Annotated in this window: 12 protein-coding genes; 8 read left to right on the top strand and 4 right to left on the bottom strand. The window is 73.6% G+C overall.

The window, feature by feature from the left end; all coding sequences use genetic code 11:
- Window positions 1–19: 19 nt before the first annotated feature.
- Genes ABZ386_RS04370 through ABZ386_RS04380 form a run of 3 tightly spaced genes read right to left on the bottom strand, consistent with a single transcriptional unit; the run spans window position 20 to window position 2,315 of the window.
- Window positions 20–739, bottom strand: a complete 720-nt coding sequence (locus ABZ386_RS04370; protein ID WP_355713870.1) for a CoA-transferase — start codon at window positions 737–739, stop codon at window positions 20–22.
- Window positions 736–1,572 (bottom strand): CoA-transferase, encoded by an 837-nt coding sequence (locus ABZ386_RS04375; RefSeq protein WP_351331766.1) that lies wholly within the window; start codon window positions 1,570–1,572, stop codon window positions 736–738. Before ABZ386_RS04375 ends, ABZ386_RS04370 begins: the two co-directional genes overlap by 4 nt.
- Window positions 1,569–2,315: an enoyl-CoA hydratase family protein gene (locus ABZ386_RS04380; RefSeq protein ID WP_358963547.1), complete on the bottom strand. Its 747-nt coding sequence runs from the start codon at window positions 2,313–2,315 to the stop codon at window positions 1,569–1,571. Before ABZ386_RS04380 ends, ABZ386_RS04375 begins: the two co-directional genes overlap by 4 nt.
- Before the next feature lie 54 nt (window positions 2,316–2,369).
- Between ABZ386_RS04380 and ABZ386_RS04385 the strand changes: the two genes are divergently transcribed.
- Together ABZ386_RS04385 and ABZ386_RS04390 are read left to right on the top strand one after the other, a co-directional pair.
- Window positions 2,370–3,134 carry an SDR family oxidoreductase gene (locus ABZ386_RS04385; RefSeq protein WP_356618412.1) on the top strand — a complete coding sequence of 255 codons (765 nt, stop codon included), beginning with the start codon at window positions 2,370–2,372 and terminating at the stop codon, window positions 3,132–3,134.
- Complete coding sequence (locus ABZ386_RS04390) at window positions 3,131–4,036, top strand: SDR family oxidoreductase (protein WP_358963549.1); 906 nt, start codon at window positions 3,131–3,133, stop codon at window positions 4,034–4,036. The genes ABZ386_RS04385 and ABZ386_RS04390 overlap by 4 nt, the downstream gene beginning before the upstream one ends.
- Before the next feature lie 51 nt (window positions 4,037–4,087).
- On the opposite strand, the gene ABZ386_RS04395 is transcribed toward ABZ386_RS04390, so the two are convergent.
- Window positions 4,088–4,975, bottom strand: a complete 888-nt coding sequence (locus ABZ386_RS04395) for a hypothetical protein (protein ID WP_355713883.1) — start codon at window positions 4,973–4,975, stop codon at window positions 4,088–4,090.
- A 121-nt stretch (window positions 4,976–5,096) separates the two neighbouring features.
- Between ABZ386_RS04395 and ABZ386_RS04400 the strand changes: the two genes are divergently transcribed.
- The 6 genes from ABZ386_RS04400 (at window position 5,097) to ABZ386_RS04425 (ending at window position 12,473) form a co-directional block, all read left to right on the top strand.
- Window positions 5,097–5,549 (top strand): GNAT family N-acetyltransferase, encoded by a 453-nt coding sequence (locus ABZ386_RS04400; RefSeq protein WP_351331756.1) that lies wholly within the window; start codon window positions 5,097–5,099, stop codon window positions 5,547–5,549.
- Between the two features lie 45 nt (window positions 5,550–5,594).
- Window positions 5,595–5,945, top strand: a complete 351-nt coding sequence (locus ABZ386_RS04405; RefSeq protein WP_351331754.1) for a chorismate mutase — start codon at window positions 5,595–5,597, stop codon at window positions 5,943–5,945.
- 127 nt (window positions 5,946–6,072) lie between these two features.
- Entirely contained in the window at window positions 6,073–6,624 is a 552-nt protein-coding gene (locus ABZ386_RS04410) for a response regulator (RefSeq protein ID WP_355713889.1), read from the top strand.
- Between the two features lie 67 nt (window positions 6,625–6,691).
- Window positions 6,692–9,205 (top strand): aminopeptidase N, encoded by a 2,514-nt coding sequence (gene pepN / locus ABZ386_RS04415; RefSeq protein WP_358963552.1) that lies wholly within the window; start codon window positions 6,692–6,694, stop codon window positions 9,203–9,205.
- A gap of 428 nt (window positions 9,206–9,633) precedes the next feature.
- Window positions 9,634–11,034 carry an aminotransferase class V-fold PLP-dependent enzyme gene (locus ABZ386_RS04420; protein WP_356669802.1) on the top strand — a complete coding sequence of 467 codons (1,401 nt, stop codon included), beginning with the start codon at window positions 9,634–9,636 and terminating at the stop codon, window positions 11,032–11,034.
- Window positions 11,031–12,473, top strand: coding sequence for a SidA/IucD/PvdA family monooxygenase (locus tag ABZ386_RS04425; RefSeq protein WP_351331749.1), 1,443 nt, complete (start codon window positions 11,031–11,033; stop codon window positions 12,471–12,473). Before ABZ386_RS04420 ends, ABZ386_RS04425 begins: the two co-directional genes overlap by 4 nt.

Here is a 12,473-nt window from a genome sequence, read left to right on the forward strand (position 1 = left end):
GAGGCCAGGGCCGTTTCCCTCACGCGGCGACCTCCCGGGCCCGGGCGCCGGCCGGGTCCAGGACCTCCCGGATCAGCCGCAGCTCCTCGGCGGTCGGTTCACGGGTGGCCGGCACCTCGTCCGGGACGGTCAGCTCGAAGCCCGTGGCCTGACTGACCTGCTCCGGCGTGACCCCCGGGTGCAGCGACGCCAACCGCATCGACCGGTCGGAGGTGGCGAAGTCGAAGACGCCCAGGTCGGTGACGACCCGCGGGATGCGGTGGTACCGCGCCCCGGCCGCACGGTCGTACCCGACGCCGCAGACCAGGTCGACCCGCTCGACGAACACGCGCCGGGAGTGCCTCGGGATCCAGTAACTGGTCGGGTTGTTGAGGGTGTTGACGGGGGCGCCGCGCACCCCGAGCAGCTGCCGCCGGGGCCGCTGCCAGTCGCCGATGCAGGAGATGTTCTGGTTGCCGAACCGGTCGAGCTGGCTCGCGCCCATCATCACGTGCCGCCGCCCGCCGGTGACCAGGGCCAGATGCTGCCGGTAGGGCAGCCAGCCCTCCGGTGTCCCGTCCGGGCGGACGAGCAGCGCCTCGCCGTCGGTCAGCAGCAGGTCCGGCGCGAAGGTGAGCCGGGCCAGCCGGGCGCCGAGGGACGGGATCAGGCCCATGGGACTGGCGAGCACCTCGCCGTCGCCCCGCCAGGCCTCGGCGCAGGCGATCACGCAGTACTCGGCGCGGGTGGCCCCCGTCATGACCCCTCCCGGACGGCCGACTGGTACGCCCGCTCGTCCCCGGCGAGGAACCGGGCCGCGAACTCCGGCCAGGGGGTGGTCGCGTACGTCCGCTGGAAGGCCTCGTCCCGGCCGTAGTCGGGCGCGCAGGACGTGAAGTGCGCGCCGTTCGGGGCCTCGACGACACCGGTGACCGTGTGCCGCTTGATCAGCAGCGTCTGGGGCGGGGCGTCCTTCGTCAGCTCCGCCGTGTCGACGATCCGCTCGCAGCTCATGTACGCCGTGTCGGCCGCCGCGCAGAACAGGTCGTCGAAGTACGGGTCGGGGCCCAGGTACTGCCCGTTGCCCGACCGGTCGGCGCGGTTGACGTGCACCAGGGCGGCGTCGAGCCGCAGGGCGGGCATCGCCACGAACGTCTCCCCGTCCTCGTACGGCGAGGTGACCGTCCGCAGGTCCGGGTTGACCCGCATCACGTCCGAGCCGAGCCCCGCCCGCACCGGCAGGAACGGCAGCCGGTTCGCCGCCGCGTGCAGCCCCCACATGAACATCGCCTCGTCGACCTCCGTCAGCGCGAAGGCGCCCCGCTCGCGGGCCGCGCGGTAATGCGGCTCCAGGGGGATCGAGTCGAGGGTGACGAAGGCCGTGACCAGTCGCCGGATCCGCCCGGCCGCGGCCAGCAGGCCCACGTCCGGGCCGCCGTAGGAGACCACGGTGAGATCGGTGATCTCCGACCGGAGCACCGCTCTCACCAGGGCCATCGGCTTGCGGCGCGAACCCCAGCCGCCGATGCCGAGGGTCATGCCGCTGCGCAGCCGGGAGACGACCTCGTCGGCGGTCATCGTCTTGTCGCTCACCTACGCCCCTCCTTCCCGAAGCCGGCCCGCACCCGCTCGCCCACTCCGCTCAGGCCCGCCTCGAAGGTGAAGCCCTGCTCGAAGCGGTAACTGCGGCGCACGTCCACCGGGTCGATGCCGTTGAGCGCGGCCTTCGCCAGGCGGAGCAGCCGGCCGTCCTTGGCGGCGATCTCCCGGGCCAGCTCCAGGGCCGCCGCGCGCAGCTCCCCGCGCGGCACCACCCGCCACACCGAGCCGTGCGCGTGCAGCTCGGCCGCGCTCGCCGTGCGCGCCGTGTAGTACAGGGCCCGCATCAGGTGCTGCGGGACCAGCCGGGCCAGATGCGTGGCCGCGCCCAGGGCGCCCCGGTCCAGCTCCGGCAGCCCGAACACCGCGTCCTCGCTCGCCACGATCGCGTCCGCGTTCCCCACCAGGCCGATGCCGCCGCCCAGGCAGAAACCCTGCACCGCCGCCACGACCGGCACCTCGCACTCGTACACCGCCGCGAAGGCCTCCGCGCAGGCGTGGTTGACGCCGATCAGCGCGCTGTTGCCGTCCCGCTGGAGCTCCTTGATGTCCACGCCCGCGTTGAACCCGCGCCCCTCGGCCGCCAGCACCACGCACCGGACCTCCGGGTCGCGCCCCGCCGCGCGCACCGCGTCGGCCAGCGCGGACCAGCCGGCCACCGGCAGGGCGTTCACCGGCGGGACGTCGACCGTGACGACGGCGATGCCCTTTTCCCCGCACGAGGTGGAGACACCCATGGCCGCATCAGCTACCTTTCCACCAAACGTTTGTTAGGTGGAAGGTAGCAGCGGATGGACCTGGACGGGAAGGTCGCCGTCATCACGGGCGGGACCCGGGGCGTCGGCGCCGGCATCGCACGCGCCTTCGCCCGGGCCGGCGCCCGGGTCGTCGTCTGCGCCCGCCGCCCCCCGGACGTCCCGGCCCCCGGGACCGAGTTCATGCCGCTGGACGTCCGGGACGCCGAGGCCGGCCGGCGCTTCTTCACCGCTCTGCCGCGGCTGGACGTCCTCGTCAACAACGCGGGCGGCGCACCCCCACGCCTGCTCACCGAGGCCGGGCCGGACCGGCACGCGCGCGTGGTCGAACTCAACCTCCTCGCCCCGCTGACCGTGTCCCTCGCCGCGTACGAGCACCTCCGGCGCGCCCGGGGGGCGATCGTCATGATCGGCAGCGTCAGCGGCAGCCGCCCCTCACCCGGCACCGCCGCCTACGGCGCCGCCAAGGCGGGCCTGGAGCACCTCGCCCGCTCGATGGCGGCGGAGTGGGCGCCCGACATCCGGGTCAACACCCTCGTCGTGGGCATGGTCCGCACCGAACTGTCCCACCTCCACTACGGCGACCGGGACGGCATCACCGCCGTCTCCCGCACGGTCCCGCTGGGCCGTCTCGCCGAGCCGTCCGACGTGGGCGCGGCGGCGGTGTTCCTGGCGTCCGACGCCGCCGCGTACATCAGCGGGGCGAGCCTGCTCGTGCACGGGGGCGGAGAGCGGCCGGCGTTCCTGGACGCGGCGAACGCCAGCCCTGGGCCGGTAGCCGACCGAGGAGAGCCGACATGAGCGGAATCTGTGAGGGGCGGGTCGTCGCCGTCACGGGCGCGGGCCGCGGGCTCGGCCGGGCCCACGCCCTGGCGTTCGCGGCCGAGGGAGCGCTGGTGGTCGTCAACGACCTCGGCGTGGGCCTCGACGGCACCCCCGGCCCCGACGGCCCCGCCGCCCGGGTCGCCGAGGAGATCCGTGCGCGGGGCGGCGAGGCCGTGCCGCACGGCGGCGACATCGCCACCACCGAGGGCGCCGCCTCACTCGTCCGCACGGCCCTGGAGACGTACGGCCGGCTCGACACCCTCGTCAACAACGCGGGCTTCCTGCGCGACCGCATGCTCGTCAACCTCGACGAGGACGACTTCGACGCCGTCGTACGCGTCCACCTCAAGGGCCACTTCCTGCCCCTGAAGCACGCCGCCGCCCACTGGCGGGCCGAGGCCAAGGCGGGCCGCCGCCCCGAGGCGAGGATCGTCAACACCAGCAGCGGAGCCGGCCTGCTCGGCTCGGTCGGACAGGGCAACTACAGCGCCGCGAAGGCCGGGATCGTCGCCCTGACACTGGTCGCCGCGGCCGAACTGCGCCGCTACGGCGTCCAGGCCAACGCGATCGCCCCCGCCGCCCGGACCCGCATGACGGAACACACCTTCGCCGACACCATGGCCGCCCCCGACGCGGGCTTCGACGCGATGGCCCCGGAGAACGTCTCCCCCCTGGTGGTCTGGCTCGGCTCGGCCGCGAGCGCCGGGGTGACCGGCCGGGTCTTCGAGGCGGAGGGGGGCCGGATCACGGTGATGGACGGGTGGCGGCGGGGGCCGAGTGCGGACAAGGGCGGGCGCTGGTCTCCGGCGGAGGCGGGGGAGCGCACACGGAAGCTGCTGGCCGAGGCCGAACCGCCGGAGGCCGCCTACGGGGCATGAGCGCACGCCCCGACCGCGCCTCATCCTCCATCACACCCCCCGGCGCACAGCTCACGTATCGCACTCCAGCACGCTCCGGCACAACGCGCACCGCGCCCGAACGCGCCCCCGCACCGGCACCCTGATCCGCTGATGACACGTCGGACAGGGGAACGACACCCGCAACCGGCCGCCCCCGTCCGGGGAGAACGCGTACCGCACCCCCGGCTGCGGCGGCCCCGCCGACGCGTGCCGCCGGTCCCTGGCGTACCTCCGCCGCCCCGCCCACCCCGCCGCGGTCAACGGCGGCTGCTGCCCGTCGCGACGGGCCAGCTCCCTGCCCTTCACGTACGCCGTGTACGCCTGCGGACTGGTGAACCACACCGACGGGTCCTCCCCGAACAGCAGCGCCCGCTTGGCCAGCACGTACCCGAACTCCTCCGGCGTGAGATACCCCAGCTTCTGCGACGACGCCCCGTCCTCCCGGTACGCGTCCAGCAGCAGCCACCCCGCGCCCAGGTACGTCGTCGCCGTGTCCGTCAGGATCTCGTTGTCCCGCACCCCCGGGAAGGACAGGTCCAGCCGGTGCAGGTACACGTGCATCACCTCGTGCGCGAGGGCCGCCCCGATGTCCCGCCGATGCGTACGGAACCGGTCGTTCAGCTCCACGAAGTACTCCGGCCCGGCCGCGAGCTCGACGTTCGCCGCGTGCCGCATCTCCCGGAAGCTCACGATCAGCCGCGCGTCCGGCAGCCGGTAGTGCCGCACCAGCTCCCGCGCCACCCGCTGCGCCCCCAGATACAGGTCGTCGGTGTCGCCGAACGCCACGTCGGCCGGGAGCACGCTGGTCGCGAACGTCTGGATCGTGTCGTACGACAGCCGCCTGTACAGCGCCGTGATCGCGGCCCGCACCGTCTCCAGATGCGGGTAGCCGTGCTCGACCGGCCCGTCGTTGGCCACGCCTCACCCCCAAGACGCCCCTCACCGACTCCACTGTACGAGCCCACGCCGCGCCCCGGACCGGCCCCGCCGCGGCGAAAACCGGTCGTCCTGCCCCGGGGCCGCTGGCAGAATCCGGGCCGTGACCAGCGAACAGCGCTCCGTGGCCGACGCGCTCCAGGTGGGCGGCCAGGACGACGACCTCGAAAAGCGGCTCGACGAGGAACTCACCGCCTTCAACACCGCCGCCGCCGACGGCGCCCCCACCGAACCCCTCTCCGTCCGCGCCACCGACGCAACCGGCGACCTGGTCGGCGGCCTCACCGCCTGGACCTGGGGCAGCCTGTGCTCGGTGGACATGCTCTGGGTGCGCGAGGACCAGCGGCACGCCGGCTGGGGCAGCCGCCTGATGCGCGCCGCGGAGACCGAGGCCGTCCGGCGCGGCTGCACCGACATGATCGTCTCCACGTACAGCTTCCAGGCCCCCGGCTTCTACCCGCGGCTCGGCTACCGCGAACGGGCCCGCATCGAGGGCGTGCCCGGAGGCCACGAGGACGTCTACTTCCACAAGCGGCTCGCCCCGGCCGATGCGTGAGACACCCTGCGGCCGCCCGGCCCCCGCCCTCTACGCTGACCCTCCATGACCACCAGCAACACCGCCACCGGTGACGTCGACCCCGCCGTCCGCGAGGAACTCGCCCGGCTGCGCGACAGCATCGACAACATCGACGCCGCCGTCGTCCACATGCTCGCCGAGCGCTTCAAGTGCACCCAGCAGGTCGGCCTCCTCAAGGCGCGGCACCAGCTGCCGCCCGCCGACCCGGCGCGCGAGGCCCGCCAGATCGCCCGGCTGCGCGCCCTCGCCGAGAACGCCAAACTGGACCCGGCCTTCGCGGAGAAATTCCTCAACTTCATCGTCGCCGAGGTGATCCGCCACCACGAGCGCATCGCCGACGAGGCACTCAACGGCGCCGCGACCGCCGGTAACTGACCTCGGGGGTGGTGACACGGCGCCCCGGGCGGTGCATGCTGCGCTGTGCACAGCATGTCAGCTGACGAGCACTGCCCGTCAGTGTCCCGCATTACTCTGGTCCTCCACGAGGGAGGGGCGCCGGGCCATGCCGTCGGATACCAGGATCCTCATCGTCGACGACCACGAGGACACGCTGTACGCGCTGGAGAGCGCCCTGGCCCCGCTGGGCTACCAGCTCGCCCGGGCCACCAGCGGCGACGAGGCACTCAAGCAGGTCCTCCGCGGCCAGGTCGGCCTGCTCCTGCTCGACGTGCGCATGCCCGGCGTCAGCGGACTGGAGGTCGTGCGCTACATGCGGCGCGTCGAACAGACCCAGCACATCCCCGTCATCCTGCTCACCGGCTTCGGCGCCGACCACGAACTCACCACCGCCGCCTTCGGACTCGGCGTCGCCGACCTCGTCCTCAAACCCGTGGACCCCTGGGCCCTGCGCACCAAGGTCCGCTACCTCTTCGACACCCACCGGCGCCACCTCGCCCTGGAACGGGAGGTGCGCCGGCTGCGCTCCGTCGTCCGCGAGCACACCGAGATCACCGCGCACCCCCCGCGCCCCGGCCTGCCCCGTCCGGACGCGCGCGTGCCGACCCAGCGACCCATGGGGGCGCACGCCGGGGAGCTCGAAAAAGACCGCACATAGACCGGACATTGGGCACGTACCGATCCGCCTCTGTGCCTTGCCCCTGCCATCAGGCAGCATGTCCTGCATGTCCGTACTGACGCGCGACGAAGCGCAGACCCGAGCAGAGCTCCTCGACGTCCACCGCTACACGATCGAACTCGACCTGACCAGCGGCGACGACACCTTCGGCTCCCGCACCGCGATCAGGTTCAGCGCCCGCGCGGACGGGGACACCTTCGTCGAGGTCAAGCCCGCCGAGCTGCGCTCCGTCACCCTCGACGGACAACCCCTGGACCCCGAAGCCCTCGACGGCAACCGGCTCCCCCTGAAGAACCTCACCGCCGGCGAGCACGAACTGCGCGTCCACGCCCACATGCGCTACTCCCGCACCGGCGAAGGCATGCACCGCTTCACCGACCCCACCGACGGCGCGACCTACGTCTACACACAGCTCTTCCTGGACGACGTCCAGCGCGTCTTCGCCGCCTTCGACCAGCCCGACCTGAAAGCCGTCTTCGAACTGTCCGTGAAGGCCCCCGAGGACTGGACCGTCCTCGCCAACGGCATCACCGAGCACACCGGGAACGGCCTCTGGCAAGCCGCCCCCACGCCGCTGATCTCCACCTACCTCGTCGCCGTCGCCGCCGGCCCCTGGCACTCCGTGCGCACCGAACACCGCGGCCTGCCCTTCGGCATCCACTGCCGCCGCTCCCTGGCCCCTTACCTGGACACGGACGCCGACGAACTCTTCGAGATCACCCGGCAGTGCTACGACCGCTACCACGAGAAGTTCGACGAGCCCTACCCCTTCGACTCCTACGACCAGGCGTTCGTCCCCGAGTTCAACGCCGGCGCCATGGAGAACCCCGGACTGGTCACCTTCCGCGACGAGTTCGTCTACCGCTCCGCCGTCACCGACACCGAGCGCCAGACCCGCGCCATGGTCATCGCCCACGAGATGGCCCACATGTGGTTCGGCGACCTCGTCACCCTCAAGTGGTGGGACGACATCTGGCTCAACGAGTCCTTCGCCGAGTACATGGGCTACCAGACCCTCACCGAAGCGACCCGCTTCACCGACACCTGGACCGACTTCGGCGTCGCCCGCAAGTCCTGGGGCTACGACGCCGACCAGCGCCCCTCCACCCACCCCGTCGCCCCCGAAGCCGTCGACGACACCGCCTCCGCGCTGCTCAACTTCGACGGCATCTCCTACGCCAAGGGCGCCAGCGCCCTGCGGCAACTGGTCGCCTGGCTCGGCGAGAAGGACTTCCTCGCCGGCATCAACACCCACTTCGCCCGGCACAAGTTCGCCAACGCCACCCTCGCCGACTTCATCGACAACCTCGCGAGCGCCACCGAACGCGACGTCCACGCCTGGGCCGACGCCTGGCTGCGCACCACCGGCGTCGACACCCTCACCCCGCGCGTCGCCCCCGGCGAACACGGCACCTGCGCCCTCACCGTCGACCGCGCCGGCAGCCGCCCCCACCGCATCGCCGCCGGCCTGTACGACCGGGACCTCGGCGACGACGGCGGACACCTCGTCCTGCGCGAACGCCTCCACCTGGACCTCCCGCAGAGCGCCCCCCACCCCATCGGCAAGCGGCCGGCCCTGCTCCTCCTCAACGACGGCGACCTCACCTACGCCAAGGTCCGCTTCGACCCCGAGTCCTTCGAGACCGTCCGCAAGGACCTGTCCGGCCTGCCCGAGCCGCTCACCCGCGCGGTCGTCTGGAACGCCCTGCGGGACGCCGTCCGCGACGGCGAACTCGCCCCCGCCGCCTACCTGGAGACGGCCCGCGCCCACCTCCCCCTGGAGACGGACCTCGCCATCGTCCAGGGCGTGCTGGCCTTCGCGTCCACGCACATCGCCGACCGCTACGTCACTCCCGAGGAGCGGCCCGCCGCCCTCGCCACCCTCTCCGAGCTGTGCCGCGACCTCATCCGCCGCACCGAGGACGGCGACAACCCCGGCCTGCGCCTGATCGCCGTACGCCACCGCATCGACGTGGCCGCCCACCCCGACACCATCGCCGCCTGGCTCGCCGACGGCACCGTCCCCGGCGGCCCGGAGCTCGACCCCGAGCTGCGCTGGCGCGTCCTCGCCCGGCTCGCCGTCCTCGGCGCGACCGACGAGACCGCCATCGCCGCCGAACTCGACCGCGACCCGAGCGCCACCGGCCAGGAGGGCGCCGCCCGCTGCCGGGCCGCCCTGCCCGACCCGGAGGCCAAGGCCCGTGCCTGGGAGGCGATGTTCGCCTCCGACGAGCTGTCCAACTACCTCTTCACCGCCACGGCAGCCGGCTTCTGGCAGCCGGAACAGGCCGACCTGGTGCGGGAGTACGTGCCGCGCTACTACGCCGACGCGGTCGCCGTCGCCGACCGCCGCGGCCCCGCCATCGCCGGGGCCGTCGGCCGCGACGCCTTCCCCGCCCACGCCGTCGACACGGACAACCTCCGCCTCGGCGAGGAGTGCCTGCGCGACGCCGACCCCGTCCCCGCCCTGCGCCGCAAACTCATCGACCAACTCGACGACCTGTCCCGCGCGCTACGCGTCCAGGGCAGCCGAACCGACCAGGAGCCCCAGAACACCTAGGACCTGACGCCCCGGACGAACGGCCACGGACCGCACCCCGAGCCCCGGCACCCCGGCCGCCTCACCTGCCGATCCGCGCAGGGCCTGGGCGCTGTGGGGGCGGGCGCGCCGGGGTGACCCGGGCCCGGCCTCGGGGTGCTGTGTGTTGCGGGCGCCGCCGATGACCGCAGGCCCCGCCTCGGTGGTGCCGAGGGTGGGGGCGCCCCTGGAGGTGGCCCCGCCCCGGGGCGCTGTCGGTAGGGGGAGCCACCGGGGGCCACCCCCCCCCGCCCTGGTGGCGCTGTGGTGACGGGCGCCCTGGGCGCGACCCCACGCCCCGTCCCGGACCCGTGCGGCTCCGACACGTTTTCCCCGTACGGACGTACCTCCACCCGGGTCCCGTCGTTGGGCTATTCGGGCGTGCCGCCCCGCGCCCCGGAGGACAGCCCATGAGCACGCCGCCCCTCGCCTCAGGCCCAGCAGGCCCGTACGCCCTGCGCCCGTTGCTCGACACCGTGCTCGACGCGCTGGACACCGGCGCCCGGATCCGGGGCGGGCCACTGCCGGCGGGCGGGCCGGACGCGGTCGCCGCGCGCCTGCGGGAAGCCGTGGGCGAAGTCCTGCCCGACCACGGCGACCCACACGCCCTGCGCACCCTGGTCCACGCCTTCGCCGAGGGCGCCGCCGACCCGGCCCACCCCCTGTGCGCCGCCCACCTCCACTGCCCGCCCCTCGCCGTCGCCACCGCCGCCGACCTCGCCGCCTCCGCCCTCAACCCGTCCCTGGACTCCTGGGACCAGGCCCCGGCCGCCTCGGAACTGGAGGCGATGGTCACAGCGGCACTGGCCAGAGAGATCTACGGCTCCGGACAGAGCGGACCCCCCGACTCCGTCATCACCACCGGCGGCACCGAATCCAACCAACTCGCCCTGCTCCTCGCCCGGGAGGCCTGCGGCGGCACCCCACGGCTCGTCGTCGGGGCGAACGCCCACCACTCGCTCCCACGCGCCGCCTGGCTCCTCGGACTGCCCGAACCCGTCGTCGTCCCCGCCCCGGACGGAACGATCGACCCCACCGCGCTCGACGCGGTCCTCACCCGCCTGCCCGGCCCCCTGCTCGTCGCCGCCACCGCCGGCACCACCGACGCCGGACACATCGACCCCCTGCCCGAGATCGCCGCCCGCTGCACCGCCCACGGCGCCCGGCTGCACATCGACGCCGCCTACGGCGGAGGCCTCCTCTTCAGCGACCGGCACCGCACCCGCCTCACCGGCCTCGACGCCGCCGACACCGTCACCCTCGACCTGCACAAACTCGGCTGGCAACCGGTCGCCGCAGGCCTCCTCGCCGTCCGGGACGCACACGACCTCACCGCCCTGCGGCAGCGCGCCGACTACCTGAACGCCACCGACGACACCGAGGCCGGACTGCCCGACCTCCTCGGCCGCTCCCTGCGCACCACCCGCCGCCCCGACGTCCTCAAACTCGCCGTCACCCTCAAGACCCTCGGCCGCCACGGCCTCGGCACACTCGTCGACCAGGTGTGCGCCCGCGCCCGCGAGTTCGCCGCCCTCGTCCACGAACACCCCGGCTTCGAACTGCACGCCCCGCCCGTCATCAGCACGGTCCTGTTCCGGCCCGCGGACGCCCCCGACACCACCGTCGCCGCCGTACGCCGCGCACTCCTCACCGACGGCCGCGCCGTCCTCGGCCGGGCCCGCCTCGACGGCCGGCTCTGGCTCAAGGCCACCCTCCTCAACCCCGTCACCGGCCCCGACGACCTGGCCGCCCTGCTGCACCTCGTGGCAGCGCGCCGAGCGACACTCGCGGAAGGACACACCCCCCGATGAACCCCCCACCGACCCCCGACCCCACCCCGACGCCCCACCCCCACCACGAGCCCGACGCCCCCCGCGATCTCGTCGGCGTCGGCATCGGCCCCGCCAACCTCTCCCTCGCCGCGCTCGCCCAGCCCCTGCGCGACCTCGACACCGTCTTCTACGAGCAGCGCCCCGCCTTCGCCTGGCACCCCGGCCTGCTCATCGAAGGCGCCACCATCCAGGTCCCGTTCCTCGCCGACCTGGTCACCCTCGCCGACCCCACCAGCCCCTGGACCTTCCTCAACTGGCTCAGGTCCCGCGAGCGGCTCTTCCCCTTCTACTTCGCCGAGCGCTTCCACATCCAGCGCGCCGAGTACGACGCCTACTGCCGCTGGGTCGCGGAGAACCTCCCCGGCCTGCACTTCGGCCACCAGGTCGACGCCGTCCGCTGGAACCCCGAACGCGACCTGTTCGAAGTCGACTTCACCCAGCTCGACACCGACGGCGAAGCAGAGGCCCTAGGCCGGACGTACACCCGCAACGTCGTCCTCGGCATCGGCACCGAGCCCTACGTCCCCGACCCCCTCAAACCCCTCGCCGAGGCCCCCGGCGTCCCGGTCCTGCACGCCGCCGACTACCTCGACCACCGCGCCGCCCTCCTCGCCGCCGAACACGTCACCGTCGTCGGCATCGGCCAATCCGGCGCCGAGATCTTCCTCGACCTGCTCCGCAACCGGCCCGCCGGACGCGAGAAACTGCACTGGCTCGGCCGCAGCGAGGCCTTCGCCCCCATGGAGTACTCCAAGCTCGGCCTGGAGCACTTCACCCCCGACCACACCCGCTACTTCCACGCCCTGCCCGAGACCGCCCGCGACCGGCTCGTCGCCGGACAGTGGCAGCTCCACAAGGGCATCGACGCCGGCACCATCGCCGCCATCCACGACGAGCTCTACCGCCGCACCCTGCACGGCGGCTGGCCCGACGCCGTCCTCACCCCGGGCGTCCGCGTCCGCACCGCCGGCCGCGTCGCCACGACCAAGGTCGAACTGCACCTGGAACACGCCCGCCAGGACAGCCGCTCCCGCCTCACCACCGACGCCGTCGTCCTCGCCACCGGCTACCGCGAACGCCCCCTCGACCGCGTCCTCGCCGGCCTCGACCCCTACATGCGCCGCGACAGCCAGGAACGCCCGCGCGTCGACGAGGACCACCGGCTCGTCCTCGACCCGTCCGTCTCCGGCTCGGTGTACGTCCAGAACGCCGAGACCCACACCCACGGCGTCGGCACACCCGACCTCGGCCTCACCGCCTGGCGCGGCGCGATCATTCTCAACTCCCTGACCGGCAGGGAGGCCTACCGACTCCCGAGCCGCACCGCCTTCACCACCTTCGGCCTCACCCAGCGGCAACAGGTGCCGCCGCCCCGCGAGGCACCGGCCCTGACGCCGCTCGTCGACGACCGAAGGTGA

The organism is Streptomyces sp. NPDC006140, assembly GCF_040628815.1.
Lineage (GTDB): Bacteria > Actinomycetota > Actinomycetes > Streptomycetales > Streptomycetaceae > Streptomyces.